We start from the raw sequence: 26,591 nt of genomic DNA, 5'->3' as shown, positions 1-26,591 counted from the left end.
TGTAGGAGGTGAGAGAACGCCACGACGCCCAGGAGGCCGCCATGAAGTACTACCTGCTCAGCGTGATCACGCCGACCGACGGAGAGCCGCCCTCGCCCGAGGGGATGGCGGAGATCGGACGCAACCTGGAGACCTTCCACCAGGAGCTGCACGAGGCGGGCGCCTGGGTCTTCGCGGGCGGCCTGCACGGCACGGAGACGGCCACCGTGCTGCGGCCCGCTGACGGCGATGTCCTCGTCACCGACGGACCGTACGCCGAGGGCAAGGAGTATCTGGGCGGCATCTGCCTGATCAAGGCGCCCGACCTGGACGCGGCCCTGCACTGGGGCCGCCGGGCGACCTGGGCCACCACTCTGCCCATCGAGGTGCGCCCGTTCATGGGCGAGGCCTGATGCCGCTGGACGTCGAGGCCGTCTTCCGCGCGGAGTACGGGCGCGCGGTGGCCGTGCTGGTCCGCTTCCTCGGTGACATCGACCTCGCCGAGGAAGCCGTCCAGGACGCCTTCGCCACGGCGGTACGGCACTGGCCGGAGACCGGCGTGCCGCCGAGCCCGGCGGGCTGGATCATCACCACGGCCCGCAACCGGGCCGTCGACCGGCTGCGCCGCGAGTCCACCCGGGACGCCCGCCAGGCCGAGGCCGCCCGGCTGTACGCCGCCGATCCGCCCGCCGAGGAGGGACCCGTGCGCGACGACCGGCTCCGGCTGATCTTCACCTGCTGCCACCCCGCGCTCGCCCCGCAGGCCCAGGTGGCGCTGACCCTGCGCCTGCTCGGCGGCCTTCGCACCGCGCAGATCGCCCGCGCCTTCCTGGTCCCCGAGCCGACGATGGCCCAGCGCCTGGTCCGCGCCAAGGCCAAGATCCGCGACGCCCGGATCCCGTACCGCGTGCCCCGCGACGCGGACCTTCCCGACCGGCTGAAGGGCGTGCTGGCCGTCGTTTACCTGATCTTCAACGAGGGGTACACCGGGGATCCCGCCCTGTGCGCCGAGGCGGTGCGCCTCGGCCGGCTCCTCGCGGCGCTGATGCCGGACGAACCCGAGGTCACCGGCCTGCTCGCGCTGATGCTGCTGGCCGAGTCCCGTCGCCCGGCCCGCTTCGGCGCCGACGGCGCGCTGGTCCCGCTGCCCGAGCAGGACCGCACCCGGTGGGACCGCGGGCTGATCGCCGAGGGACACGACCTCGTCCGCCGCTGCCTGCGCCGCGACCGCCCCGGCCCCTACCAGATCCAGGCCGCCGTGAACGCGGTGCACAGCGACGCGCCGACCGCCGCCGCCACGGACTGGGGACAGATCCTGCGGCTCTACGACCAGTTGACGGCCCTCGCCCCCGGCCCGGTCGTCGCCCTGAACCGGGCCGTGGCCGTCGCCGAGGTGCGAGGCCCCGGCCCGGCGCTCGACCTGCTGGACGCCCTCGGCCTGGACGGCTATCACGTCTTCCACGCGGTCCGCGCCGACCTGCTGCGCCGCCTGGACCGGCCCGCCGAGGCGGTCCGCGCCTACGAGGCGGCGATCGCGCTCACCGCAAGCCCGGCGGAACGTGCGTACCTCGAACGCCGACGCGGAGAACTCGAACGCGCGAGGTGATCAAGAATCGGGGAAAGTGGTGGTGCGACTGTACCGGGCCCCCGGCATGTGCTTTGCCACATGAAAGGTTGGCAATTACATCCAGCTGAGGCGGCCGGCGCGACAGGCCGGCCGCGGACGAACGAACCGGCGGGCCGCAGACCCGCACACCACCTGCGAGGCACCGTGAACCAGATCCCCGAGCAGCCCGCGGCCACCGTGGCCCGGCTGCGCGCCACCTTCCGCACCGGCCGCACCAAGCCCGTCGAATGGCGTACCGCCCAGCTGCGCCGACTGCGGGAGATGCTCACCGAGCAGGGCGCCGATCTGGCCACCGCCCTCCACGCCGACCTGGGCAAGAGCGCCACCGAGGCCTACCGCACCGAGATCGACTTCACGATCCGCGAGATCGACCACACCCTCGACCACCTCGACGAGTGGCTGCGCCCCGAGTCCGCCCCCGTCCCGGCCCACCTCGGCGCCGACGCCACGGCCTGGACGCAGTACGACCCCCTCGGCGTCGTCCTCGTCATCGCCCCCTGGAACTACCCGGCCCAACTGCTGCTCGCCCCGTTGGCCGGCGCCCTGGCCGCCGGCAACGCGGTCGTCGTCAAGCCCAGCGAGCTGGCACCGGCCACCTCCGCCGCCCTCGCCGCGCTGCTGCCCGCGTATCTCGACACCGACGCGGTCGCCGTCGTCGAGGGCGGCGTCCCGCAGACCACGGCCCTGCTGGCCGAGCGCTTCGACCACATCTTCTACACCGGCAACGGCACCGTCGGCCGTATCGTGATGCGCGCCGCGGCCGAGCACCTCACCCCGGTCACCCTCGAACTCGGCGGCAAGTCCCCGGCGTTCGTCGACCGGGGTGCCGACCTCCGGGTCGTCGCCGACCGACTGGTCCGGGGCAAGTTCCTCAACGCCGGCCAGACCTGTGTGGCCCCGGACTACGTCCTGACCGACCCGGAGACCGCCGCCGCCCTGGAACCCCTGTTCACCGCCGCCCTCGAGGAACTGTTCGGCAGCGACCCGTCCGCCTCCGGCGAGTACGGCCGCATCATCAACGAGCGGCACTTCGACCGGCTCCACGGGCTGCTCGACTCGGGCCGGGTCGTCGTGGGCGGCGGCGCCGACCGTACGACGAAGTACATCGCGCCGACCGTGCTGGCCGACGTCGACCCCGCGTCGCCCGTGATGAGCGAGGAGATCTTCGGCCCGATCCTGCCGATCGTCACCGTGCCCGGCCTGGAGGAGGCGGTCGAGTTCATCAACGACCGCGACAAGCCGCTCGCCCTGTACGTCTTCACCGACTCCGACGACACGCGCCGCCGGATCGCCGCCGAGACCTCCTCCGGCGGCCTCGGGTACGGCCTTCCGCTCGCCCATCTCACCGTCTCCGACCTGCCGTTCGGCGGGGTCGGCGAGAGCGGCACGGGCAGCTACCACGGCCGCTACTCCATCGAGACGTTCAGCCACCGCAAGGCGGTGCTGGAGAAGCCGCTGGCCTGACCCGGGCCGGGGGGCGGTGGATGCGCCCGCCCCCGCCCGTCGGGGTGTGCCAGACTCCGCCGATGACCTCACGGACGATCACCGCGGACGCCGCGGGCAGCCGGCAGCTCGGCGACCTGTCCGTCCGTCGCATCGGCTTCGGCGCGATGCGGCTGACCGGCAGCGCGGCCTTCCACCACGGCGTACCGAGCGACCGCGGCCGTTCGATCGCCGTTCTGCGCAGGGCCGTCGAACTCGGCGTGAACCACATCGACACGGCCGCCTTCTACTTCTCCTCGCTGCGCTCGGCCAACGAACTGATCAACAGCGCGCTGTCCCCGTACGCCGACGACCTCGTCATCGCCACGAAGGTCGGCCCGTTCCGCGACCACGCGGGCGAGTGGGGCCGCTCGGCGCGGCCCGAGGAGCTGCGCGGCCAGGTCGAGGAGAACCTGCGCCAGCTGGGCCGCGACCACCTCGACCTCGTCTATCTGCGGCGCATGCGACAGGACTCCGTCGCCGAGCACTTCGGCGCGCTCGCCGAGCTGCGCGCGGCGGGCCTCGTGCGCCATCTCGGCCTCTCCGACGTCGAACCCCGGCACCTGGCCGAGGCGCGGGCCATCGCCCCGGTGGTGAGCGTGCAGAACCGGTACGCCCTGGACTTCCACGAGCCCGCGACCGACGAGCTCCTGCGGCTCTGCGGCGAACAGGGGATCGCCTTCGTGCCGTTCTTCGCCATCGCCGGGGACGGCGGCGCCCGGGGCGCCGCCGGCGCGCACGGCGAGGAGGTGCTCGCCGTCGCCCGCGCGCACGGTGCGAGCCCCGCCCAGGTCCGGCTCGCCTGGACCCTGCGCCAGGGTCCGCACGTCCTCGCCATCCCCGGCACCGGCGACCCCGACCACCTGGTGGAGAACGTGGCGGCGGGCGCGCTGCACCTCACGGACGAAGAGGTGCGCCGGCTCGACGCCCTGCGGCGGAAGTCCGGCTGAGAGGACGGCGGCACCCTTCCCGCACGAGGCGGCGTCCCGGACGGGCGGCCGCGCTGCCGGGGGATCGGTCCTCGGACCTGGGCCGGGCCCTCCGCGTCCACCGCGTACCGCGCCGGCCCATACGGTGCTCTCCTTCCGGGCGCGGCGACTGCACCGATGCGTACCGGCCTATACGTACTGGTAGGTACAGACTTCCTGCCGCCCGGGCGGCAGGGATGTCCAGCCGGGTGCGGAGTGATTGGCGTGCATCGAGTTTTACGTATAACCTCTCCCGTCAATCACCCGTACCGGAAGGCCCCGATGACTCGCATCGCCCTGGTCACCCTCGTCGTCGACGACTACGACGAGGCGATCCGCTTCTATACCGAGGCGCTCGGATTCCGCCTCGTCGAGGACGCCCCGCGCCCGGACGGCTCCCGCTGGGTCGTCGTGGAACCCGGTACGGCCGAGACCGGGGGAGCGGGCACCGGACTGGTGCTCGCCCGGGCCAAGGACGAGGCACAGCGCGGCCGGGTCGGCGACCAGACGGGCGGGCGGGTGGCCTTCTTCCTGCACACCGACGACTTCGCCCGCGACCACGCCCGGATGCGCGCCGCGGGCGTGACCTTCCTGGAGGAGCCGCGCCACGAGCCGTACGGCTCCGTCGCCGTCTTCCAGGACCTCTACGGAAACCGCTGGGACCTGCTCCAGCCCGCCGTCCAGTAGCCCGTTCTGCCGCGTAGCGCCCTCGTTCCGCCCGTCACAGAGAGACCGCCCATGACCGCCGCCCGCATAGACGCCGACACCCTCCGCCGCCTGCCCAAGGTCGTCCTGCACGACCACCTCGACGGCGGACTGCGCCCCTCCACCGTGGTGGAACTCGCGGCCGAGGTCGGCCACACCCTGCCGACCACCGACCCCGACGCGCTCGCCGCCTGGTACTACGACGCGGCCAACTCCGGCGACCTGGTCCGCTACATCGCCACGTTCGAGCACACCCTCGCCGTGATGCAGAACCGCGAGGGCCTGCTGCGCACCGCCGAGGAGTACGTCCTCGACCTGGCCGCGGACGGCGTCGTCTACGCCGAGGTGCGCTACGCCCCCGAGCTGATGGTGAGCGGCGGGCTGACCCTGCCCGAGGTCGTCGGGACCGTGCAGCAGGGACTCGCGGCCGGCATGGCCAAGGCCGCGGCGGCGGGCACCCCGCTCCGGGTCGGCACGCTGCTGTGCGGGATGCGGATGTTCGACCGCACCCGTGAGATCGCCGACCTGGCGGTGGCGTTCCGCGACAGCGGCGTCGTCGGCTTCGACATCGCGGGCGCCGAGGACGGCTTCCCGCCCGCCGACCACCTGGCCGCCTTCGAGCACCTGCGCCGTGAGAGCGTGCCGTTCACCATCCACGCCGGCGAGGCCCACGGGCTGCCCAGCATCCACCAGGCCCTCCAGGTGTGCGGCGCCCAGCGCATCGGCCACGGCGTGCGCATCACCGAGGACATCGTCGACGGCAAGCTCGGCCACCTGGCCGGCTGGGTGCGCGACCGCCGTATCGCCCTGGAGATGTGCCCGACGTCCAACCTCCAGACCGGCGCCGCCACCTCGATCGCCGAACACCCGATCACGGCCCTGAAGGACCTGGGCTTCCGGGTCACCCTCAACACCGACAACCGTCTGGTGTCCGGCACGACGATGACCCGAGAGATGTCGCTGCTCGTCGCGGAGGCGGGCTGGAGCCTAGAGGACCTGCGCACGGTCACGGTGAACGCCGTCAAGAGCGCGTTCATCCCGTTCGACGAGCGCAAGGCCCTCATCGAGGACGTCGTCCTGCCGGGTTACGCCGCCGCGCTCTGAAGCAGTCCCCGGACGTAGGCGGCCTGTCCGGCGTGCTGGAGATCGTCGGACAGGACGCTGACCAGGCGCACGCCCAGGGTGACCGGCGGGTCCCAGCGGGTGTCGACGACGCGCTCCAGGTCCTTGGCGGCCAGCCCGCGCAGGGCCTGGAGGCTTTGTTCGTGCACGGCGTCGTAGTAGCCGGTCAAGAGCTCGCCGGCGTCGACGCGCACCTTGGCGACCTTCGCGGAGGAGTGCCCGTAGCCGATGTCGCCGCGCGGCAGGTCGAGGCCGAAGCGTTTCTCCCACTCCTTCGACACCCACACCTGGTCCAGGTCGAAGGCGTCGGCCACATGGTCGTCCTGCACCCGGGCGAGGTGCCAGACCAGCCACGCGATGGAGTTGGCTGCCGGGCCGGGCCGTGCGTTGAGGTCGTCGGGGCCCAGTCCGTCGACCACGGCGTGGACCTCTTCCCGGATGCGGTCGTACGCGTCGATGAGGACGTCCTTTGCATGCATACGTCCACCATCGCCCAGCCGTCGCTCACACGCCCCCTGTTTCCAGCAGCCCCATCAGCGCGCGGGCCGCGGGACTGGTGGCCTGCGGTGACGGCAGCAGCGCGGCGGTCTCGTACACCTTCTCGCCGGTGCCCTTCAGCGGCAGCGCGGTGAGCGACTCCCGCTTGTGCCGGAAGTGGCGCGGCACGACGGCGACACCGAGGTTCTCGTCGACCAGGTCGAGCAGGCTGTGCACGTCGTTCACCTCCAGGGCGACGCTCCGGCGCACCCCGGCCGCGGCCAGCGCGGCGTCCGTGGCGCGGCGCGCGCCCCAGTCCGGGTGGAAGTCCACGAAGACCTCGCCGCCGACCTCCTGAGGCGTCACCGCGGCACCGGCCGTGGCCAGCCGGTGGTCGGGGTGGCACAGCAGCGTCATCGGCTCACCGGCCAGCGACACGGAGCGCAGCTGGTCGCTGTCCGCCTCCGTCCGGTAGGCGAACGCCAGGTCCAGCCGCCCGGCGGCCACCTCCTCGGCCAGCGCGCCCGACCCGGTCTGCCGCAGCTGGATCTCCACGTCCGGGTGGCGCCGACGGAAGGCGGCGAGCAGCGACGCCACGTTCACCCCGGCGATGCACTGCTCGGTGCCGACCGCCAGTGTGCCGCGCAGCACGCCCTGCACCGCGGCCACCGCCTCGTGCGCGGACCTGACCTGTGCCAGGATCCGTTCCGCCTCGGCGAGGAGCGCCCGCCCGGCCTCGGTCAGCGTCACCCGGCGGGTGGTGCGCACGAACAACGGGGCCCGCAGTTCCCGTTCCAGGGCCCGGATCGACGCCGACAGACCGGACTGGGACACCAGCAGCCGTTCGGCGGCCCGGGTGAAGTGCTGGTCCTCGGCGACGGCGACGAAGTGCTGGAGATGGCGCAGTTCCATGATTGAGAAGCGTATCCGCTGAATACCATCGGATTCTTCTGTTGGACCACTGCCCGCGGGGCGCGCGAGAGTGGATACCGGTTCCCTGGACCTGATTGCCTGTACCAACCCCTGATGGAGTCGCGTTGTACACCGCACACCCCGACCGCTACGCGGACATGCCCTACCGGCGCACCGGACGCAGCGGACTCAAGCTCCCCGCGCTGTCGCTCGGACTGTGGCACAACTTCGGCCCGGACCGTACGGTCGAGAGCCAGCGGGCCATCCTGCGCCGCGCCTTCGACCTCGGCGTCACGCACTTCGACCTGGCCAACAACTACGGCCCGCCGCCCGGCGCCGCCGAGTCGGCGTTCGGCGAGGCGCTCCGGGCGGACTTCGCGCCCTACCGCGACGAACTGGTCATCTCCACGAAGGCCGGCTACCTGATGTGGCCCGGCCCGTACGGCGAGTGGGGCTCCCGCAAGTACCTGCTGTCCTCGCTCGACCAGAGCCTGAGCCGGATGGGCCTGGACTACGTCGACATCTTCTACTCGCACCGCCCCGACCCGGAGACTCCGATGGAGGAGACGATGGGCGCGCTGCACACGGCGGTCCAGCAGGGCAAGGCGCTCTACGTCGGCATCTCCAACTACTCCGCCGAGCAGACCCGCGAGGCCGCGCGCATCCTCGGCGAGCTCGGCACCCCGCTGCTCATCCACCAGCCGCGCTACTCGATGCTCGACCGGCGTCCCGAGGAGGAGGGTGTGCTGGACGCGCTGGACGAGCTCCAGGTCGGCTCCATCGTGTTCTCCCCGCTGGAGCAGGGCCTGCTGACCGGCCGCTACCTGGACGGCATCCCGGAGGGTTCCCGGGCCGCGAGCGACAGCCCCTTCCTGAACTCGGACGCGGTCACCGAGACCCTCGTGGGCCGGCTGCGCGCCCTCGACGAGATCGCCAAGACGCGCGGCCAGACCCTGGCCCAGCTGGCCCTGGCCTGGGTCCTGCGCGGCGGCCGGGTGACCTCCGCCCTCGTCGGGGCGAGCAGCGCCCAGCAGGTCGAGGACAGCGTCGGTGCGATCCGCAACCTCGACTTCGACGCGGAGGAGCTGGCGCGGATCGACGCGGTCATCAAGGGCTGAGGCCTTCGGCGGCCGTCCCCCTCTGATCCGTACGGCGGTCGTCGCCCTCTGTCCCCCTACGGCGGCTGTCACCTCCTTACGGCCGCCGTGGTCCCGGGATCCCACGGCCGCCGTGCCCCGGGATCCCACGCCCATCGTGGTCCCCGGGTCCCGCGGTCCTCCTCGCCGTGCCTCGAGCCCTGCGGTGCTCACCGAGCCGTGAGGCGCTCGCTCTCCTCCCAGAGGCGGGTGGCCGCCTCCGGGTCGACCGCGTACCGCAGGACGCCGCTCGTCTCGGCCCCCGCCCGCCAGGCGGCCTCGTCCGCCTCGGCGACCAGCGGGCTGATGTCGCTGTTCTCGCAGTAGACCCCGCCCAGCCCGGCCAGCAGCGGACTCGTGGCGCACCAGACGCTGGTCGCCGCTCCCTGCGGGACGGTCTTGAGCTGCCGGGCGGGGTCCCGCACGGGACGGCCGTCCTCGTCGACGGCGCCGGCCGCCCGTACGGCCTCGTCGGACACGTGCTTGGCGAGCCCCGTCTCGATGATCGTGCCGGGGTGCACGGCGAAGGCCCGCACACCGTCCGCTCGGCCGCGCCGGTCCAGCTCGACGGCGAACAGGGAGTTGGCGGTCTTCGACTGGCCGTACGCGGCGAAGGGCTCGTACGGGCGGTGCTCGAAGTGCAGGTCGTCGAAGACGACGGGGGAGAAGCGGAAGCCCCGCGACGACAGCGCGACGACGCGCGCCCCGCCGGCCGCGACCAGCGCGGGCCACAGCCGGGAGACCAGCTGGAAGTGCCCCAGGTGGTTCGTGGCGAACTGGGACTCGTAGCCGCGGGCGTCGCGGGCCGGCGGGGTCGCCATGATGCCGGCGCTGTTGACGAGGATGTGCAGGGGACGGCCGGACGCCAGGAAGCTCTCGGCGAACGCGTCGACCGACGGGGGGTCCATCAGGTCCATCGGCTCGACCTCGACCCCCTCCACCCCCTCGACGGACTTCAAGGCGGTCCGGGCCCGGTCGACGTCCCTGGCGGGCACGACGACCTCTGCGCCCGCGGAACGCAGCACGCGGGCCGTCTCCAGCCCGATGCCGGAATAGCCTCCGGTGACGACGGCGACCTTGCCGGTGAGATCGACGCCCTTGATGACGTCGTCCGCGGTGGACGCGGGGCCGAAGCCGGAGGGAAGTGGCTGCTGGGCGGTGGCCATGGGCGGTGACTCCTTGCTGGTGAGCTGAACCGACGAGCTGATTCAGGTGCGCTCGGTCGGTGAGTCGAACGGGTGGTCCGCTCGCCGGCGGCGGACGGCCGCGGCGAGCTGTCCGGACCACCGTAGATCCGCGAATCCGGACGATGAATGCTTGAGAGTCCGCACTACTTGCGCGATAGTTCGGGCATGTCCGTGGATCCCCTCTCCGACGCCCTCGCGGTCGCCGACGCCCGCTGTGTCTTCTCCGGTGGCTTCACGGCCGGCGGCGAGTGGGCCATCAGGCTCCGGGGGCGGGACAGACTCAAGGTCAACGCCGTGGTGCGGGGCAGCTGTCTGCTCGTCCCCGAGGAGGGCGGAGCGCCCCTCGTGCTCGAGGAGGGCGACATCGTCGTCTCCGACGGCAGACGTTCCTACGTCCTGTGCAGCGACCCGGGCCTGGAGCCGGTGGGCGCGGGTGAGGTCCACGTGGATCCCCGCAACCGCATGGCGCACCTGGGCGACGGCGAGGACGTCGTCTGCGTCTCGGGCCACATCGACGTCAGCCGGGACAGCGGTGACCTGCTGCGCCGGGCGTTGCCGCGGCTGATCCACGTCCGGGCCGGCGCGGTCGAGGCGCCGGTGCTGAGCTGGCTGACGGGGCAGCTGTTGCGGGAGATGACAGCGGGCCGGGCCGGCGGCGAGTTCGCCTCGGACCACCTCGCCCAGCTGCTGTTCGTGCAGGTGCTGCGCGTCTGCCTCGCGGACGCCGACAGGCTCCCGGCGGGCTGGCTGCGGGCCCTCGCCGACGAGCGGCTCGCCCCGGCCCTGCGCCTGATGCACGGTGAGCCGCAGCGGCCGTGGCAGCTGGAGGAGCTGGCCTGGGCGGCGGCGATGTCGCGCACCACCTTCGCCCTGCGCTTCAAGGAGGCGGCCGGGGTACCGCCGCTGACGTACCTGCTCAACTGGCGCATGAGCCTGGCGGCGCGGGCCCTGCGGGAGGACGAGACCTCGGTGGCGGCGCTCGCCCGGTCGGTGGGCTACACCTCCGAGAGCGCCTTCAGCAACGCCTTCAAGCGGACGGTCGGTGTCGCTCCGCGGCGCTACCGGGAGACGGCACGGGGCGGCGCGGCCACCGACTGAGCGGTCCCGCCGGGGGCGGCCGACCACCGGGCCGCCTCCCTGTCCCTGTCCCTCTCCCCCTCCCTCCCGCCCCTCACCCGCGAGCGTGGTCAGGCTGTCGCCGCGGTGGCCCCTCGGTCACGCACCGCCGGGCACCCGGTCCAGGAATCCGAGCACGGTCCTGATCCGGTCCTCGGCGTCCAGAGTGATCACGTCGGACCCGGCCACCGGCGCCGAGCCGTCGGCCTCGCTCACCAGTTCCCAGGAGAAGCGCGCCGTGTCGTGGTGGCCGTCGACGGCGCCGGTGAGCCGGAAGACGAATCCCGGGAACTGTGCGTGCGCGGCCGCGATCACCGCCGCGATCGCGTCGTGGCCGCGGACGTCGGCGAGCGGGTCGGTGTAGGTACCCTCCGTCGACCACGCGGCGGCGACCGTCTTTGCCACGGCGTCCGGCTCGGCGGCGTTCCAGGCCTCGAAGTAACGGGTGACGGCGTTCTTGTGACGGTCGATGTTCGCGGACATGGGAAATCAGCCTCCGTCGAGGTCGTATGTGCTGGTCAGGACCCGGATAACGGTGCTTGCAATCCGGTGCCATCGACCATGCCCGGCTCCGCGGGAAAGGTCGATTACCTCGCGGGTAATACCGGTGATCGACCCACTCGTCACGTTTCGGCCAATAGCGGCCGCGAATATGCCAAGAGAGTGGCCGGAAAGTCGTGGTGACAGTGTTTCAGTAGTCAACATACTCGAATGTCAAGGGCAGTTCATCGCACAGGAGCCGCACGGAAAGCGAGGCCCGACCGGCAAGCGACAGACGCGACGGGGGAGTGAACCGTGCACGACGAATTCCTGTGCCATGTCACCGCGTACGGCGTGTGCGACGGGCGGCGTATCGGCGTACCGCTCGGCACCTATCGGGCGCCCACCCTCGCACTGGCCCTGTGGTGGCTGCGCGACCGGGCCTCCTGGATCGCCGAGCGGCTGGACCCCAGCCCGGAGAGCCCGCACTTCCCGTCGGGCGCGCTCGTCCCGGTCGCCGCGAGCGCCCCCGACGTTCCCGAGCTGTTGCGGGACTGGTGCGCCGACGTGGAGCGGCAGGCGTCGGTCGCCGAGGAGCTGGCCGGCGGTCGGCTGGTGCGGATCGCCACCAGCGACGACACCACCGAGTACGAGCTGCTCGCCGAGTCCGTCGACGCGCTGCGGATGCAGCGGGCCGCCCCGGCGTTGGCCATGCCGGTCGCCTGACGCCGGGCCGGAGGCCCGCACACCGCCGCGCCGAGGCCCCGGATCCGGCGCCCTCCGTGCCACCGGGGCGCGGTCCGCCACGTCCTCCCGAAGAGGGACAGCGGTTACGGGGAGTGCGGGGCGCGGCTCGGGGTACGAGCACAGGTGCAGCAGCGTCCGGCCAGTCCGGCTTCCGAGAGAGAAACGCATGATCAAGCACCTGGACGGGGCAGTGATACCGACTGGTTTCGATGTACCCGTGGAGCCCCTGCGGCGGGCGACCCACTTCACCGGCGAGCCCGGATGCATAGCGGAGGCGCGGGCCTTCGCCGGCCTTTTTCTCGAGCAGCTGCGCACCGAGTGGTGCGCCACGATCGGCGAGCGCACCAGCGGCGCGCTGCTCCTGGTGGTGAGCGAGCTGGTCACCAACGCGGACCGGCACAGCAACGGGCCGTACATCCTGGAACTGGAGGGCACGGACGCCGCGGTGACGGTGAGCGTCTACGACAGCAGCGCCGCCCTGCCCCTGCGCTTTCCCCGTGACCCCGAGCGCGTGGGCCGGCACGGACTGGAGATCGTGCACGCTCTGGCCGCGCAGGTCAGCGCCGAGCGGGTGCCGGTCGGCAAGCGCGTGTGCGCCGTGCTGCGGCTGAGCGCGAACTGAGCCGCGGCACGGAATCGGCCGCAGCACGCAACGTCGCAGCATGCGACTGAGCGGCCGACACGCAGACCAGCCGCCGCCACGCAGCCGAGCCGCAGCACGCGGCTCAACCCGCACCACCGCACCGAGCCGCACCACCGCACCGAGCCGCACCACCGCACCGAGCCGCACCACCGCACCGAGCCGCACCACCGCACCGAGCCGCACCACCGAACCGAGCCGCACCACCGAACCGAGCCGCACCACCGAACCGAGCCGCACCCGGCTCAGGCCGCGCGGCCCCCCGATCAGGCGCGGTCCAGGTCCCCCAGCATGCCCTCGCGCAGTCGCGTGATGATCCGTTTGATCAGGCGGGACACATGCATCTGGGAACAGCCGAGCCGTTCGCCGATCTCCGCCTGGGTGGCCTCCTCCACGAACCGCAGGTGCAGGATCCGCCGGTCGCGTTCGCCGAGCCCGGCCATCAGCGGGGCGAGCGACTGGAAGTCCTCGACGAGCCGCAGACCCTCCTCCTCGACGCCGATGAAGTCGGCGAGAACCGCCTCGCCGTGCTCGCCTCCGTCGCCGGTCAGCGCGGCGTCGAGGGACGTGGAGTTGTAGCCGTTGGAGGCTATCTGCGCCTCGACCACCTCGGCCTCGGAGAGGTTCATCAGCGTGGCGAGCTCCGCCACCGTCGGCTCCCGGTCCAGCCGCCCGGCGAGCTCGTCGCGCGCCCTGGCCAGCTCGACGCGCAACTCCTGGAGTCGGCGTGGCACATGCACGGCCCAGGTCGTGTCCCGGAAGAAGCGCTTGATCTCGCCGACGATGTACGGCAGCGCGAAGGACGTGAACTCCACCTCGCGCGCGAGCTCGAACCGGTCGATGGCCTTGATGAGACCGATCATCCCGGTCTGGACGACGTCCTCCATGTCGTCACCGCGCCCGCGGAACCGCCCGGCCGCGAACCGCACCAACGACATGTTCATCTCGATCAGGGTGTTGCGCGCGTACTGGTACTCCGGCGTGCCCTCGTCGAGCTCCGCCAGGCGCCGGAAGAACGGGCGGGACAGCGCCCGCGCGTCGCGCGGAGCCACGCTCCGCGGGTCCGTGACCCCCGGCAGCGGTCCCTCACCCGTGCCGGTTCCGGCGCTCTCCTCGGCGCATCCCGCCTCCGACCGGATCACGACGGTGGACATTGCCGACCCCTCCCACGAAAGTGACGGTCACCCGTCCGCCTCCTCGGCCGCCCGCACAGTGAGACACCGGCGGCCCCCTCGGCACTTCGCCTACCCGGGGCGCGGCGGCGCATGCACGCCGTGTGCGAGGGCGGTGGAAATTCGGTGGCGGTCATGGCGAGCGGGGCGAATCCTCGGCCGCATGACAGACGACACGCAGGCGCGGTCCGCGCGGCCCGACCGGAACTTCGGATGGTGGGACGTCTTCGTCCGGCCCGAGGAGGATCCCCGCAGCGACGGCGGGTTCGTGGGCGAGTTCGACACGCTCGTCGGGTACCTGCGGGACCAGCGGCTGACCCTGGAACTGAAGTGCGCCGGACTGGACGCCGACGACCTGGCCCGCCGTGCGGTGGCGCCCTCGAACCTCTCGCTGCTGGGCCTGGTGCGGCATCTGGCCCGGGTGGAACAGAACTGGTTCCGCCGTGTCCTGGCCGGTCAGGACGTACCGCGTCACTTCTGGGCCGAGGACCGCCCCGACGCGGACTTCGACGGTGCCGTGCCTGATCCCGAGGTCGTGGCCGAGGCCTGGCGGACCTGGCGGGCCGAGGTCGAGTTCGCCGAACGTTTCGTCGCCGGGGCCAGGAGCCTCGACATCGTCGGCATCGACGGGGACGAGCCGGTCGCGCTGCGCGAGGTGCTGGTCCACATGATCGAGGAGTACGCCCGGCACAACGGCCACGCCGACTTCCTCCGGGAACGCATCGACGGACGGGTCGGCCAGTAGGCGCTCACACGCGCGTAGCCGTGATCAGCTCATGGAGGTAGCGCTTGGTGACGCTGCCGTCGTAGTCCGACTCGATCAGTTGCCGAATGCACGTCAGCAGATTTCGGCGGGCGGTCGCGTCGAGGGCCCGGTGGTTCGAGTAGGTCAGCAGGACGTCGAGGTACCCGTCGGCGCTGTAGGCGAGGTCCTGGGTGTGGCAGTGGACCGTGATGTCCGAGAGGCGTGACTCCCGCTCCAGCTCACCCGTGTCCGTGGCGGTCTCGGCGGCGTCCCGCAGGCGCCAGTCCGGCGGGGTGTCCGGGTCCCAGCGTTCGTAGCAGCGCTGGGCACGGGCGAAGAAGTCCACCGTGCCGCCCGCCACATGGTGCGTGGTGACCAGCGCGAACAGCCCGCCCGGCCGCAGGGCGTCGGCGACCCGGGGCACCCGCAGCGCCGGATCGAGCCAGTGGAACGCGGTCGCGCTCACCACCAGGTCGAACGCTTCCCGGGGCGGTTCCCACTGCTCGAAGTCCGCCACCACCACGCGCGCCGACGGGAACTCCCGCAACCGGCGCCGGGCCACGGCGGCCAGGGCCGGCCCCAGCTCCACCGCCGTGACCTCACAGCCGAACCCGGCCAGTGGAACGGTCAGTTGACCGGTGCCGGGGCCGATCTCAAGCACCCGGCTGCCCGGTCCCAGCCCGGCCGCCCGAGCCAGCTCCTCGACCAGGGAAGGGGGATAGCGCGGCCGGACCCGGTCGTAGAGCTCCGCCACCTCGTCGAACGTGTCACGCAGCACCGGCGGCCCGTCCCTTCCGTCCCTGCCCGAGCGGTCCCGACCAGTGTCCCCGGCAGGCGGCGCCGATTCCACCGAGGGCGGAACGCCGGACCCTTCCCCTCACCACCGCCGCTCCTAGGCTGGGACGGTGAGCAACCAAGCGCCGAACGAAGCCCGCGTCATCCCCCTGCGCCCGCCGGCCGCGCGCCCGGGGACCGCCCGCCCCCTGTCCGAACGCCCGGACGCCCGCCCGCCCGCTCCCCGGGAACCCCTCTGGCGCGACCTGATCGGCGAGGTCCTGCGCCGCGAGCGCCTCGCGCAGGAACGCACGCTCAAGGACGTCGCCGACGAGGCCCGTATCTCCATGCCGTACCTGTCGGAGGTGGAACGCGGCCGCAAGGAGGCCTCCTCGGAGGTGCTCGCGGCCGCCGCCCACGCCCTCGGTCTCGGGCTCGGCGACCTGCTGTCGCTGGCCCACCGCGAGCTCGCGCGGCGGCCCGACCGGAGCCGTGCCACGAGGAACACCTCGCCGCACAACGGGCTCTGCCTGGTCGCCTGACCGCCCGGGTGACGGGCCGGCGTCAGGGCATGAGGCGCCGGTCCAGCACCTCGTCGGCCAGCCCGTACGCCACCGCCTCCCGTGCGGTGAACACCTTGTCCCGGTCCATGTCCGCGCGCAGCGTCGCGATGTCGTGATGCGTGTGCCGGGACAGCACCTCCTCCACCTGGGCGCGGATCCGGACCATCTCCTTGGCCTGGAGCGCGAGGTCGGAGACCATGCCCTGCCGGCCGCCGCTGGCCGGCTGCCCGAGCAGCACCCGCGCGTGCTCCAGCACGAACCGCCGCCCCGGGTCGCCGCCGGCCAGCAGCACGGCCGCCGTGGAGGCCGCCTGCCCGACGCAGAACGTCGAGATCGGCGCCCGTACGAACGTCATCGTGTCGTAGATCGCCATCAGCGAGGTGAACGAGCCACCGGGCGAGTTGAGGTAGATCGCGATCTCGTTCTCCGGTGCCGCCGACTCCAGATGCAGGAGTTGGGCGATGACGACGTTGGCGACGCCGTCGTCGATCTCGGTGCCGAGGAAGATGATCCGCTCCGCCAGCAGCCGGCTGAACACGTCGTACGACCGCTCGCCCTGCGCGGTCCGCTCGACGACGTTCGGAATCGTGTAGGTCCCCATGTCACAGCCCCGTCCGTCGCCGGGAGGCGGCCGGGCGAACGTCCGCGAGGGACTCCACGACCGCGTCCACCATGCCGTACTCCTTGGCCTGCTCGGCCGTGAACCAGCGGTCGCGGTCGCCGTCCCGGGAGACGGTCTCCGGGCTCTGGCCGGTGTGCTCGGCGATGATCCGCTCGATGGTCCGTTTGGTGAACTCCAGGTTCTCCGCCTGGATCTCGATGTCCGCGGTGGTGCCGCCGATCCCGGCCGACGGCTGGTGCATCATGATCCGCGCGTGGGGCAGCGCGTAGCGCTTGCCGGGTGTGCCGACGCTCAGCAGGAACTGGCCCATGCTGGCCGCGAACCCCATCGCGAGCGTGGAGACGTCGTTCGGGATCAGCCGCATCGTGTCGTAGATGGCGAGACCCGCGTGCACGGACCCGCCGGGGCTGTTGATGTACAGACCGATGTCGGTGCGCGGGTCCTCGGCCGAGAGGATCAGCAACTGGGCGCAGACCCGGTTCGCGGAGACCTCGTCGACCTGGGTGCCCAGCAGCACGATCCGCTGCGCGAGCAGCTGGGCGGCCAGTTGGTCGTCGAACCGGGTGGGAAGGGTGTCGCCCTCCTCGGCCCGGGGCGTGAGTGCGGTGAGTGGAGTCATGGGTCCTCCCGTCGAGCGGTGATGCCGTCGACTCCACTGTCGGCCCGGAGCGGCCCGTCGCCGCGGTTTCTCTGCCCGCGGCAGATTCGCCACGGGCAGAGCCCGCCCTCAGCCCTTCTCGCGCACCTGCCGGAAGAACGCCCGCACGTCACCGACCAGCAGGTCCGGCTCCTCCATCGCCGGGAAGTGCCCGCCCCGGTCGAACTCGGTCCACCGGACCAGGTTCTCGGTCCGCTCGGCCTTGTGCCGCAGCGGGAGCTGAAGCTCGCCCGGGAAGAGCGCGAGCGCGGTCGGCACGGTCGACGGTTCGGTGGGGCGGGCGGCGCGACCCGTGGAGTGCGCACGCTCGTAGTAGATACGGGCGGCGGAACCGGCGGTCCCGGTCAGCCAGTACAGCATCACGTCGGTGAGCATCCGGTCGCGGTCCACGGCCTCCTCGGGCAGCAGCTCCGAGTCCGTCCACTCCCGGAACTTCTCCACGATCCAGGCGAGTTGGCCGACGGGCGAGTCGGTGAGCGCGTACGCCAGGGTATGCGGCCGGGTCGACTGCAGGACGGCGTACCCCGTGCCCTCGCGGGACCACTCGCTCCACCGGCGCCATGACAGCAGCGCCCGCTCCTGCTCCTGCGTGCCGAGGGCGTCCAACTCGTCGGGCGTCGGCTCGGTGGCCTGCTGCGCGCCCGGGAGCAGGTTCAGATGCACGCCGATCACGCGGTCCGGATGGGCGCGTCCCAGCTCGCGGGAGATGGCGGCGCCCCAGTCCCCGCCCTGCGCGCCGAACCGCGCGTAGCCGAGCCGGGTCATCAACTCCGCCCACGCGTCGGCGATCCGGCCCGCCTCCCAGCCGCTGTCCCGGGTCGGCCCGGACAGCCCGAAGCCGGGAACGCTCGGTACGACGACGTGGAACGCGTCGGCCGGGTCGCCGCCGTGGGCGGCCGGATCGGTCAACGGCTCCACGACGTCGAGGAACTCCACGATCGAGCCGGGCCAGCCGTGCGTGAGGATCAGCGGGGTGGCGTCCGGCTCGGCGGAGCGGATGTGCGCGAAGTGGACGTTCGTCCCGTCGATGGTCGTCACGAACTGCGGCCACTCGTTCAGCCGTGCCTCGGCGGCCCGCCAGTCGTACGTGTGCCGCCAGTGGCGGACGAGCTCGCGCAGATAGTCCGTCGGAACCCCGTACGACCATCCCGCGCCCGGCAGTTCGTCCGGCCAGCGGGTGCGGTCCAGGCGGTCGTGCAGATCGTCCAGGTCGCTCTGCGGGATGTCGATACGGAAGGGGCGGACACCGTCGTCGGCGAATGATGACGTCATGGTCGGGATGCTAAGGCGTGGTTCGAAAGTGGCGTCCTCCGCCCGGAGGGCGGCCGGACGGGACTTTCGAAACACGCCCTGGTTCGCCCCGGCGACTGCGCCACTCGGATGAGTCGGCCGCCGGGCCGATGAGTTTACCGGTCGGCACGGGTCGACACTGTTGACCGCGTTCCACGCCCCAGGAGGTGCTCATGACCACCGACGGATTCACCACGTGTCTCTGGTTCGACGGCCAGGCGGAGGAGGCCGCCCACTACTACGTGTCGATCTTCAAGAACTCCAGCATCGTCCGGATCGGCCGCTACACCGAGGCCGGTCCCGGCCCGGCCGGCTCGGTGCTGGCCGTGGAGTTCACGGCCAACGGCCAGAGGTTCGTCGGGATCAACGGCGGGCCGCAGTTCACGTTCAACGAGGCGGTCTCGTTCCAGATCTTCTGCGCGGACCAGGAGGAGATCGACTACTACTGGACCAAGCTCACCGAGAACGGCGGGGAACCCGGCCCCTGCGGCTGGCTCAAGGACCGGTACGGCGTGTCCTGGCAGGTCGTACCCGAGACGCTGATCGACATGATCGGCGACGCCGATCCGCGAAAGGCGGCCCGCACGACCGAGGCGATGCTCTCCATGCGCAAGTTCGACGTCGCCGCCCTGGAGCGGGCCTACGCGGGCGAGTGAGGCGCCGGGCGGCCGGCGGCCCGGCCGGCCCGGCGGGTCGCCGGCCGGGCCGCGTCGTCCCGGCCGCGTCATCCGGCCTCGGCCAGGATCTCGCGGATCACGTGCCGTGAGTTCTCCGCCAGCGCCGGGTTGGTCTGCCAGTAGTACGGCAGCTGGATCAGCGAGATCGACAGCGCCCAACCGCGGCCGCGCGCCCATTCGGCGTCGTCGGCGCCCACAGCGTCCCGGAAGGTCCCGCGGGCCGACGCGGGCAACAGGTTCCAGGCCACGACGAGGTCGACGGCGGGGTCGCCCACGCCCACGGTGCCGAAGTCGATCACCGCACGGAGTCGTCCCTCCGCCACCAGGACGTTCCCGGGCGACAGGTCCCCATGGGCCCAGACGGGCGGTGCCTGCCGCGAGGGGGCCCGCAGGGCCTCCTCCCACAGGGCCGTCACCGCGCCGGTGTCGATCCTGCCGTCGAGCTGGGCGATAGCCGAGCGGGTCGCCGCGTCCCGGGTCGCGAGGGGTACGCCCCGGGGGTTCGGCGGCCCGTCCTGCGGGTCGATCCGGCGCAGCGCGCGGACGAACTCCGCCAGGTCCTGGGCGAGCGGTCGCGGTTCCTCGACGGCGCCCGCGACGGGATTGTGCCCGTCCAGCCAGCGGAAGACGGACCAGGGCCACGCGAACTCCGCGTTCGGTTCGCCCCGGCCCAGCGCCTCGGGTACGGCGACGGGCAGCCGGGGTGCCAGCCGGGGCAGCCAACGCTGCTCGTGCTCCACGTCCCCGACCGCGCCCGGATACCGGGGCAGACGTACGACCAGACCGGTGCCGAGCCGGAACATGGCGTTCTCGGTGCCGGACGACTTCAGCCGCTCGACCGGCTGACCGGCCCACTGCGGGAACTGCCCGGCGACCAGCCGGCCGACGAGCGAGGCATCGAGGTCCACCTCGTCCGGACGCATCTTCAGGGCACACATGGGCCCCATTCCAGCGCACGGGGATCGCCGTGGGCGAACGGTTTTCACCGGCCCCGGGGCGTTTCCCGGGACCGGTGCGGCACCGCGGCTCAGACCCGGTCGGCCACGATCATCAGATACTGGAAGCTGCCGTTGCGGTACGCGGTCAGGAACGTCTCCTCGATGCCCGTGACCAGGTGGTCGGCCTGCTGGCGCAGTTCCCAGTAAGGGATCGTCGCCTCGGTGAGGTCCTCGACGTGGACGGGCACGAGCCGGTTGCGGGCCATGGCCCGGAAGTACGCCGACCGCGGATGGATGTCGCAGATGTAGTGGGCGTTGATGAGGGACACCTCGCGGGAGGCCTGCCCGTAGGTGTCGTTGTAGCAGCCGGTGATCACCACGTAGCGTCCGCCGCGGCGCAGCAGCCGCGCGTGCTCGGCGAAGAGGAGGTCCAACTCGACGTACATGGTGGACTCGTTGTTCCACGACGCCGCGTAGGCGCCGGTCTCCAGGCCGGTGTCGAGCATGTTGCGGTGGTGATAGCGCACCTTGCCGTCGATGCACCGCTTGCGGGCCTGATCGTTGGCGAAGGCGGCCTGCTTGGCGGAGATCGTCACCCCGTCCGTGTGGCAGCCGTGCCGCAGATGCGCCACCACGCTGCCGCCGCCGCGGCCGCAGCCGGCGTCGAAGGCGTGGTCGTCGGGGGTGAGGGCGCCCAGGCGGCCGGCGAGGATCTCGGCCTGGGCGTGCTCCAGGCGGTGCAGTTCGGCGGTGATCCGCGCCTGGCGCCGCAGGGGATCCGGCTCGTCGAGCACGGTCCAGTCGACGGCTCCGACGCCGTAGTGATGGTGGTAGAGGTCGTCGAGCCTGCCGAGTTCGAGGTTGACCGGGTTCTCCTCGGCGTTCCAGTAGTCCGCGACGCGGTTCTGGTACGTGGACTGGGTCGGCACCGGGGCTGTCGTGCGGACGGCGGCGGGGACGGTGGTCAACTATGGCTCCTCGTGTTCTGTCTGACGGTCAGTCAGCGACGTGCTTGCGCGTTACCAGTAGTTGGGCAGGTGGTAGCGGTGGGTGTTGGTCGCGTGCCACTCGTGGTTGCCGGCCACCCAGTCCGACAGGCCCCGGGCGTACCGCTCGACGAGCGGCGAGGTGGCGGCCAGCAGGGCGGACTCCGCGTCGAAGGCGTCCATGATCTCGTTGTGGATCTCGACGGCCCTCAGGTAGGCGGGCTTGAGTCCGCACCGCTCGTTGGCGGCGATGACCTGCGGCAGGTTGAGGTGGGTCGGGTCGGCCAGCTCCTTGGTGAAGGAGTACAGGTCGTTGACGATCGTGGTCGCGTTGCTCGCGAGCACGGTGATGCGCTGGATCTCGGGGCGGGCGTAGAGCGCCTCGGGCAGTTCGTAGCCGTCCACCGCGTCGACGATCGACAGACAGGGCCGGAAGTTGTTGAACTGGCGCATCACCAGGTACTCCCACACCCGCGGCCGGTACCCGGTCTCGCCCCAGGCCGCCTCGCCGAGATAGCCCAGGTGAAGCCGGGCGATGTCGTGCACGAAGCGGTCCGTCTGGCTGGGCGTGGCGAGGGCGGAGTAGTCCTTCAGGGCCCAGTAGTACGACCTCAGCGGTCCGTCGGACTGCATCCCCTGGAGCCACTGCTCCTGGAGTTCGGGTGTGCCGTGGTACGGGTCCAGTGCCGACTGGGCCAGGATCAGCCGGGCGCCCAGGCCGCGCCGCGATCCGCCCTTGTCCCCGTCCTCCTCGCAATAGCAGTCGTCGACGATGTTCTCGGCCAGCAGCAGCTTGCCCGCGACCGTGAGGCGTTCCAGGTCGGCCGCCTCCGGGTGCTGGAGCACCACGGCGCGCCCGAACTGGAATCCGGCGAAGTCCCCGTTCCAGGCCTCGGGGAACAGGTCGAGACCGCGGGCCCACTCCTCCAGTCTGCGGTCGATCTCCGCGGCCTTCTCGGGGTCGGCGGGGGCGACAGGCCGGTACCTCAGGCCCGGGATCGCCCCGCCGCGCCGGGTCGTGAGGCTGCGGGCGAGATTGGGCGGCCCGGGCAGGGACAGCGGGGCGCCGGGGGCGGGGGGCGTGCTCATGTCGTTCTCCACGCGGTCACTCGGCCGTCCGGCCGATCTGCACGTTCTCCAGGATCCCCACCGCGTCGGGAACGAGGATGGCCATCGAGTAGTAGGCGGTGACGAGGTAACGGATGATCGCGGCGGAGTCGATACCCATGAACCGCACGTTCAGCCCCGGCTGGAACTCCTCGGGGATGCCCGTCTGGTAGAGCCCGACGACCCCCTGGTCGGACTCCCCGGTGCGCAGCGCCACGATGCTGCTGGTGTGCTGCCGACTGACCGGGATCTTGCCGCACGGGTAGATCGGTACGCCCCGCCAGGCCGGGATCCGATGCCCGTCGACGGTCGTGGAACCGGGCATCAGACCTCGCCGGTTGCACTGCCGGAAGAAGGCCGCGATCGCCTTCGGATGGGCGAGGAACAGTTTGGTCTCGCGGCGCATGGACAGCAGTTCGTCCATGTCGTCGGGGGTCGGCGGGCCGGTGAAGGTGCTGATGCGCTGCCCGTAGTCGGCGTTGTGCAGCAGCCCGAACTCCCGGTTGTTGACCAGCTCCCACTCCTGGCGCTCGCGGATCTCCTCGACGGTCAGCCGGAGTTGTTCCTCCGTCTGGTTCATCGGGTTGTTGTAGAGGTCCGCGACCCGGGTGTGGACCTTGAGCACGGTCTGGGTGAGCGACAACTCGTACTCGCGCGGGGCGAGGTCGTAGTCCACGTAGCCGCCGTTGAGCGTCGGCTCGCCGACATGACCGGCCTGGAGCGGGACGTCCGCCTCGCCTGTGCGGTTCATCGGCAGCTTCTGCCGCTCGGCGAACGCCTGGAGGTGCGCGGCGAGGGAGGGCACCCGCTCGGTGAGCTCCGTGACGACGTCCCAGGGCAGCACCATCAGCACCCCGGCCGTCTCCGCCCGCATGGAGGTCAGCCACAGCGGGTCGGGTTCGCCGACGCCCTCGTCCCCCAGCTGGTCGCCGCCGCTGACGACCCCGACGATCTCCTCCTCGCCGTACTTGCCGGCCGCGAAGCGGGTGAACCGGCCGTGGACGACCAGGTACGCCTCCGTCACCGGCTGCCCGGCCTCGAAGAGGACCTGGCCGGCCCGCACCTCCCGGACGCGGAACCGGGAGGCGAGCTCCTTGAGGACCTCGATGTCGGAGTAGCCGCGCAGGGACGGCAGTTCGGTCAGAGTCCGGGGCACGACCTTGATGTCGTCGGCGCCGTTCTGCTCGAACTGCACCCGGCCCCGGCCGACCCGCAGCGTCAGCCGCCGGTTGACCCGGTAGGTGCCGCCCCTGACGTCCACCCAGGGCAGTGATCTCAGCAGCCAGCGTGAGCTGATCCCCTGCATCTGCGGTGCGGACTTGGTGGTGGTGGCGAGCTGTCGTGCGGCCTGGGTGCCGAGGCTGGTGCGGTGTTCGTCGGCCGGCGGTACGGGTGCGGCTTCGGCGAGGGCGGGACCGGTGGCGCTGTCCGGTGTGGACACATCCCCTCCTGGGAGGTGAACGAGGGTGAGCGGAACGGTCGTGGTCGTCGTTGCGCTGGTGGGTCGTGCGCTGGACCAAGCCAAACAGCCCGGGCGGCGCTCGGGACACGGCGTGAAGGGGGCGGCTTCGCACCATGGAAGTGCAAACCCGTCGGATGATGCGGAAGGGGTGTTCTGTGTGCTGCCGTGCGCTGGAACAGCTGTGTGAACGAGGAGGTCAGGAGAGGTCGTCGACCAGTACCGCGGCTCCGTCGAAGCGGCCGGCCGCGAGATCCTGAAGCGCCCGCGCCGCTTGCGACAGCGGATAGGTGTGCGTGGTCGCGCGCACACCGTGGCGGGCGGCCAGCGCCAGGAAGTCCCGGGCGTCCGCGCGGGTGTTGGAGGTGACGCTGCGCACCTCCTTCTCGTAGAACAGCTCGCTCTCGTAGTGCAGCGGCGGTACGTCGCTGAGATGGATACCGGCGATCGACAGCACCCCGCCCCGGTCCAGGGCGCGCAGCGCGAGCGGCACCAGGTCACCGGCCGGGGCGAACAGGATCGCGCTGTCCAGCGGCTCCGGCGGCATCTCGTGGACGTCCCGCGCGGAGGCGGCCCCCAGGTCCAGCGCCAGCCGCCGCGCGGCCGCGCCCCGGGTCAGCACATGCACGGTGGCCCCCTCCGCCAGCGCGACCTGCGCGCACAGATGGGCGCTGCCGCCGAAGCCGTAGAGCCCGAGCCGTCCGCCCGGCGGCAGCGCGGCCCGCCGCAGCGCCCGGTAGCCGATGATGCCCGCGCACAACAGCGGCGCCAGCGCCACGTCGCCGACGTCGGCGGGCAGCCGGTGGGCGAACGCGGCCGGCACGGTCGTGTACTGCGCGTAACCGCCGTCGGCGTCCCAGCCCGTGTACCGCGAGGCCGGGCACAGGTTCTCGGCCCCGCGCAGGCAGTACGCGCAGGTGCCGTCGGTGCGGCGCAGCCAGGCCACCCCGACCCGTTCGCCCGGCGCGAAGCCGCGCACCGCCGTCCCGAGGCCCGCCACCTCGCCGACCACCTCGTGTCCGGGCGTCACCCCTGCCCGGTGCACCGGCAGATCGCCCTCGGTCACATGCAGGTCGGTCCGGCACACCCCGCAGGCCCGCACCCGCACCAGCAACTCGTCCTCCGCGGGCACCGGCACCGCCTTCTCCACGAGCCGCAGGGAGCCCTCCGTCACCGGTCCCGGTGTGCCCACCGCCCATGCCCGCATCGTGCCGTCCGTCATCGCGTGCCCCGTCCGCCGCAGAGCCACCCCGGGTTCACCCGGCTTCGCCGGGCCCGTCGGTGTCCATGGGTGTCTGTCCGTGGTCCGTCGGTCTTCCCTCCTCTCCTCCAGTCTGTAACGGAGAAGCGTGTTCGGCGCGCGCGAGGCCCTGGCCGTGACTAGCGTGAGGAATCGGACAACCCACCGATCCGTCCCACCGATCCGAGAGGGCCGCAGTCATGGCCGTACCACCTGAGGGAACCCCCTGTTGGGCCGACGCGATGTTCAGTGACGTCGAGGGAGCCAAGCGCTTCTACGGCGACGTCCTCGGCTGGACGTTCGGCGAGTCGTCGTCGGAGTTCGGCAACTACACGCAGGCCTACGCGGACGGCAAGGCGGTCGCCGCGGTCGTACCGCCCATGCCCGGTCAGGAGGGCCAGTCGCAGTGGTGCCTCTACTTCTCCTCGCCGGACGCCGCCGCCACCGCGGCGAAGATCCGGGAGAACGGCGGCGAGGTGCTGATGGAGCCGATGCAGGTCGGCGAGTTCGGCACCATGTGCCTGGCCCGCGAGCCCAGCGGCGCCGTCTTCGGCGTGTGGCAGGGCGGCCTCCACGAGGGGTTCGAGGCGACGGCAGTGCCCGGCGCCTACTGCTGGGCCGAGGTCTTCACCCGTGAGCCCGAGAAGACGGACGCGTTCCTCCCCGCGGTCTTCTCGTACACGGCGAAGCAGCTGGAGGACGAGGCGATCGACTTCCGCATGTTCGACCTCGGCGACCAGACGGTCCTCGGCCGGATGACGATGACGGACGACTTCCCGCCCGAGGTGCCGTCGTACGTCAACGTCTACTTCACCGTCGCCGACTGCGACGAGGCGGTCGCGAAGGCGACCAAGCTCGGCGGTGTGCTGCGGTTCGGGCCGATGGACAGCCCGTTCGGCCGGTTCGCGGCGATCAGCGACCCGCAGGGCGCGAACTTCTCGGTGATCGACATCACCACGACGGCGGGGGAGATGCCGAAGGCCACCGACGTCTCCTGACCCGTGGCCGGGCACCCCGGCCGGCCGTGGCATGATCGTGCGCATGCGTGAACGTGTGGTGGCCGCGTGCGACGGGGCATCGAAGGGGAACCCGGGACCGGCGGCCTGGGCCTGGGTCGTCGCCGACGAGGCGGAGACCCCCGCCCGCTGGGAGGCCGGGCCGCTCGGCAGGGCGACCAACAACGTCGCCGAACTCACCGCCCTGGAGCGGCTGTTGGCAGCGACAGACCCCGATCTGCCGCTCGAGATCCGGATGGACTCGCAGTACGCCATGAAGGCGGTCACCACCTGGCTGCCCGGCTGGAAGCGCAACGGCTGGAAGACGTCCGCCGGCAAGCCGGTCGCCAACCAGGAGCTCGTCGTACGCATCGACGAGCTCCTGGACGGCCGCTCGGTCGAGTTCCGCTACGTGCCCGCCCACCAGGTCGACGGCGACCGGCTCAACGACTTCGCCGACCGCGCCGCCAGCCAGGCGGCGTCCGTCCAGGAGGCCGCGGGCAGCGACCTCGGCTCGCCGGAGCCGCCGCCCTCGCCCGACACCCCGTCGGCCGGGGCGCCCCGCCGCCGGTCCGCCCCGTCGTCGTCCAAGGCCGCCTCCCGGCCGCGTGGCGGCGGCTCCGTGCGGACGATCAACGCGAAGTTCCCCGGCCGCTGCGTCTGTGGACGTCCCTACGCGGCGGGCGAGGCGATCGCCAAGAACGACCAGGGCTGGGGCCACCCGGAGTGCCGCACGGCGGCCACCGGCTGACCGGCGGCGGCACCCCCCGACACCGCCGCGCGCCGC

Annotated in this window: 29 protein-coding genes; 15 read left to right on the top strand and 14 right to left on the bottom strand. The window is 72.0% G+C overall.

Going from position 1 to position 26,591, the window contains the following annotated elements:
* Window positions 1-41 precede the first annotated feature (41 nt).
* From ACFV0T_RS16505 to ACFV0T_RS16480, 6 genes are all read left to right on the top strand, one after another.
* On the top strand, window positions 42-392 hold the full coding sequence (locus ACFV0T_RS16505) for a YciI family protein (protein WP_385779097.1): 351 nt from the start codon (window positions 42-44) through the stop codon (window positions 390-392).
* Window positions 392-1,585 (top strand): RNA polymerase sigma factor, encoded by a 1,194-nt coding sequence (locus tag ACFV0T_RS16500; RefSeq protein ID WP_385779025.1) that lies wholly within the window; start codon window positions 392-394, stop codon window positions 1,583-1,585. Before ACFV0T_RS16505 ends, ACFV0T_RS16500 begins: the two co-directional genes overlap by 1 nt.
* Before the next feature lie 165 nt (window positions 1,586-1,750).
* Window positions 1,751-3,070 carry an aldehyde dehydrogenase family protein gene (locus tag ACFV0T_RS16495; RefSeq protein ID WP_385779023.1) on the top strand — a complete coding sequence of 440 codons (1,320 nt, stop codon included), beginning with the start codon at window positions 1,751-1,753 and terminating at the stop codon, window positions 3,068-3,070.
* 62 nt (window positions 3,071-3,132) lie between these two features.
* On the top strand, window positions 3,133-4,038 hold the full coding sequence (locus ACFV0T_RS16490) for an aldo/keto reductase (protein ID WP_385779022.1): 906 nt from the start codon (window positions 3,133-3,135) through the stop codon (window positions 4,036-4,038).
* 300 nt (window positions 4,039-4,338) lie between these two features.
* Window positions 4,339-4,743 (top strand): VOC family protein, encoded by a 405-nt coding sequence (locus tag ACFV0T_RS16485; protein WP_385779020.1) that lies wholly within the window; start codon window positions 4,339-4,341, stop codon window positions 4,741-4,743.
* 51 nt (window positions 4,744-4,794) lie between these two features.
* The gene (locus ACFV0T_RS16480; protein ID WP_385779018.1) at window positions 4,795-5,865 is read left to right on the top strand and encodes an adenosine deaminase; all 1,071 of its coding nucleotides are present in this window, start codon (window positions 4,795-4,797) and stop codon (window positions 5,863-5,865) included.
* On the opposite strand, the gene ACFV0T_RS16475 is transcribed toward ACFV0T_RS16480, so the two are convergent.
* Window positions 5,847-6,362 (bottom strand): DUF664 domain-containing protein, encoded by a 516-nt coding sequence (locus ACFV0T_RS16475; protein ID WP_385779017.1) that lies wholly within the window; start codon window positions 6,360-6,362, stop codon window positions 5,847-5,849. The genes ACFV0T_RS16480 and ACFV0T_RS16475 overlap by 19 nt on opposite strands.
* A 25-nt stretch (window positions 6,363-6,387) precedes the next feature.
* A complete protein-coding gene (locus ACFV0T_RS16470) occupies window positions 6,388-7,272 on the bottom strand; it encodes a LysR family transcriptional regulator (protein ID WP_385779015.1) in 885 nt (294 codons plus the stop codon).
* A 125-nt stretch (window positions 7,273-7,397) separates the two neighbouring features.
* Here ACFV0T_RS16470 and mgrA point away from each other — a divergent pair, with 125 nt between their 5' ends.
* A complete protein-coding gene (gene mgrA / locus ACFV0T_RS16465; RefSeq protein WP_385779013.1) occupies window positions 7,398-8,390 on the top strand; it encodes an L-glyceraldehyde 3-phosphate reductase in 993 nt (330 codons plus the stop codon).
* Window positions 8,391-8,578: 188 nt separating this feature from the next.
* Here mgrA and ACFV0T_RS16460 read toward each other — a convergent pair whose 3' ends face one another.
* A complete protein-coding gene (locus tag ACFV0T_RS16460; RefSeq protein ID WP_385779011.1) occupies window positions 8,579-9,574 on the bottom strand; it encodes an oxidoreductase in 996 nt (331 codons plus the stop codon).
* 186 nt (window positions 9,575-9,760) lie between these two features.
* On the opposite strand from ACFV0T_RS16460, the gene ACFV0T_RS16455 reads away from it, so the two are divergent.
* Window positions 9,761-10,693, top strand: a complete 933-nt coding sequence (locus ACFV0T_RS16455) for an AraC family transcriptional regulator (RefSeq protein ID WP_385779009.1) — start codon at window positions 9,761-9,763, stop codon at window positions 10,691-10,693.
* A 117-nt stretch (window positions 10,694-10,810) separates the two neighbouring features.
* Here the strand turns inward: ACFV0T_RS16455 and ACFV0T_RS16450 are convergent, their stop codons facing one another.
* Window positions 10,811-11,194, bottom strand: a complete 384-nt coding sequence (locus ACFV0T_RS16450; protein ID WP_385779007.1) for a nuclear transport factor 2 family protein — start codon at window positions 11,192-11,194, stop codon at window positions 10,811-10,813.
* A gap of 312 nt (window positions 11,195-11,506) precedes the next feature.
* Between ACFV0T_RS16450 and ACFV0T_RS16445 the strand changes: the two genes are divergently transcribed.
* Together ACFV0T_RS16445 and ACFV0T_RS16440 are read left to right on the top strand one after the other, a co-directional pair.
* Window positions 11,507-11,917: a hypothetical protein gene (locus ACFV0T_RS16445; RefSeq protein WP_385779005.1), complete on the top strand. Its 411-nt coding sequence runs from the start codon at window positions 11,507-11,509 to the stop codon at window positions 11,915-11,917.
* 187 nt (window positions 11,918-12,104) lie between these two features.
* Window positions 12,105-12,560, top strand: a complete 456-nt coding sequence (locus ACFV0T_RS16440) for an ATP-binding protein (protein ID WP_385779003.1) — start codon at window positions 12,105-12,107, stop codon at window positions 12,558-12,560.
* Between the two features lie 284 nt (window positions 12,561-12,844).
* Here ACFV0T_RS16440 and ACFV0T_RS16435 read toward each other — a convergent pair whose 3' ends face one another.
* Window positions 12,845-13,732, bottom strand: coding sequence for an RNA polymerase sigma factor SigF (locus ACFV0T_RS16435; protein ID WP_385779001.1), 888 nt, complete (start codon window positions 13,730-13,732; stop codon window positions 12,845-12,847).
* Window positions 13,733-13,913: 181 nt separating this feature from the next.
* On the opposite strand from ACFV0T_RS16435, the gene ACFV0T_RS16430 reads away from it, so the two are divergent.
* Window positions 13,914-14,495 (top strand): DinB family protein, encoded by a 582-nt coding sequence (locus tag ACFV0T_RS16430; protein ID WP_385778999.1) that lies wholly within the window; start codon window positions 13,914-13,916, stop codon window positions 14,493-14,495.
* 4 nt (window positions 14,496-14,499) lie between these two features.
* On the opposite strand, the gene ACFV0T_RS16425 is transcribed toward ACFV0T_RS16430, so the two are convergent.
* Window positions 14,500-15,273 (bottom strand): class I SAM-dependent methyltransferase, encoded by a 774-nt coding sequence (locus tag ACFV0T_RS16425; RefSeq protein WP_385778997.1) that lies wholly within the window; start codon window positions 15,271-15,273, stop codon window positions 14,500-14,502.
* Window positions 15,274-15,400: 127 nt separating this feature from the next.
* Between ACFV0T_RS16425 and ACFV0T_RS16420 the strand changes: the two genes are divergently transcribed.
* Window positions 15,401-15,811: a helix-turn-helix domain-containing protein gene (locus ACFV0T_RS16420; protein WP_385778995.1), complete on the top strand. Its 411-nt coding sequence runs from the start codon at window positions 15,401-15,403 to the stop codon at window positions 15,809-15,811.
* A 22-nt stretch (window positions 15,812-15,833) separates the two neighbouring features.
* On the opposite strand, the gene ACFV0T_RS16415 is transcribed toward ACFV0T_RS16420, so the two are convergent.
* The 3 genes from ACFV0T_RS16415 to ACFV0T_RS16405 form a co-directional block, all read right to left on the bottom strand.
* Window positions 15,834-16,433: a ClpP family protease gene (locus ACFV0T_RS16415; RefSeq protein ID WP_385778993.1), complete on the bottom strand. Its 600-nt coding sequence runs from the start codon at window positions 16,431-16,433 to the stop codon at window positions 15,834-15,836.
* A 1-nt stretch (window position 16,434) separates the two neighbouring features.
* The gene (locus ACFV0T_RS16410) at window positions 16,435-17,073 is read right to left on the bottom strand and encodes an ATP-dependent Clp protease proteolytic subunit (RefSeq protein ID WP_385778991.1); all 639 of its coding nucleotides are present in this window, start codon (window positions 17,071-17,073) and stop codon (window positions 16,435-16,437) included.
* Window positions 17,074-17,181: 108 nt separating this feature from the next.
* Window positions 17,182-18,384 carry an epoxide hydrolase family protein gene (locus ACFV0T_RS16405; protein ID WP_385778989.1) on the bottom strand — a complete coding sequence of 401 codons (1,203 nt, stop codon included), beginning with the start codon at window positions 18,382-18,384 and terminating at the stop codon, window positions 17,182-17,184.
* A gap of 191 nt (window positions 18,385-18,575) precedes the next feature.
* On the opposite strand from ACFV0T_RS16405, the gene ACFV0T_RS16400 reads away from it, so the two are divergent.
* Entirely contained in the window at window positions 18,576-19,058 is a 483-nt protein-coding gene (locus ACFV0T_RS16400; protein WP_385778987.1) for a VOC family protein, read from the top strand.
* A gap of 68 nt (window positions 19,059-19,126) precedes the next feature.
* Here the strand turns inward: ACFV0T_RS16400 and ACFV0T_RS16395 are convergent, their stop codons facing one another.
* The 5 genes from ACFV0T_RS16395 to ACFV0T_RS16375 form a co-directional block, all read right to left on the bottom strand.
* Window positions 19,127-20,017, bottom strand: coding sequence for an aminoglycoside phosphotransferase family protein (locus ACFV0T_RS16395; RefSeq protein ID WP_385778985.1), 891 nt, complete (start codon window positions 20,015-20,017; stop codon window positions 19,127-19,129).
* An 89-nt stretch (window positions 20,018-20,106) separates the two neighbouring features.
* Complete coding sequence (locus tag ACFV0T_RS16390; protein WP_385778983.1) at window positions 20,107-20,985, bottom strand: geranyl diphosphate 2-C-methyltransferase; 879 nt, start codon at window positions 20,983-20,985, stop codon at window positions 20,107-20,109.
* Window positions 20,986-21,036: 51 nt separating this feature from the next.
* Complete coding sequence (locus tag ACFV0T_RS16385) at window positions 21,037-22,092, bottom strand: family 2 encapsulin nanocompartment cargo protein terpene cyclase (RefSeq protein ID WP_385778981.1); 1,056 nt, start codon at window positions 22,090-22,092, stop codon at window positions 21,037-21,039.
* Between the two features lie 16 nt (window positions 22,093-22,108).
* A complete protein-coding gene (locus ACFV0T_RS16380; protein WP_385778979.1) occupies window positions 22,109-23,551 on the bottom strand; it encodes a family 2B encapsulin nanocompartment shell protein in 1,443 nt (480 codons plus the stop codon).
* 217 nt (window positions 23,552-23,768) lie between these two features.
* A complete protein-coding gene (locus ACFV0T_RS16375; protein ID WP_385779096.1) occupies window positions 23,769-24,776 on the bottom strand; it encodes a zinc-binding alcohol dehydrogenase family protein in 1,008 nt (335 codons plus the stop codon).
* Window positions 24,777-25,009: 233 nt separating this feature from the next.
* On the opposite strand from ACFV0T_RS16375, the gene ACFV0T_RS16370 reads away from it, so the two are divergent.
* Entirely contained in the window at window positions 25,010-25,807 is a 798-nt protein-coding gene (locus ACFV0T_RS16370) for a VOC family protein (protein ID WP_385778977.1), read from the top strand.
* Window positions 25,808-25,838: 31 nt separating this feature from the next.
* Complete coding sequence (locus tag ACFV0T_RS16365) at window positions 25,839-26,555, top strand: ribonuclease H (protein WP_385778975.1); 717 nt, start codon at window positions 25,839-25,841, stop codon at window positions 26,553-26,555.
* The last annotated feature ends 36 nt before the right edge of the window (window positions 26,556-26,591 follow it).

This window comes from Streptomyces sp. NPDC059582 (assembly GCF_042735715.1).
Classification (GTDB): Bacteria; Actinomycetota; Actinomycetes; order Streptomycetales; family Streptomycetaceae; genus Streptomyces.
Note: the sequence above shows the minus strand (reverse complement) of the source record. Positions and strands in the feature narration are given on the sequence as shown.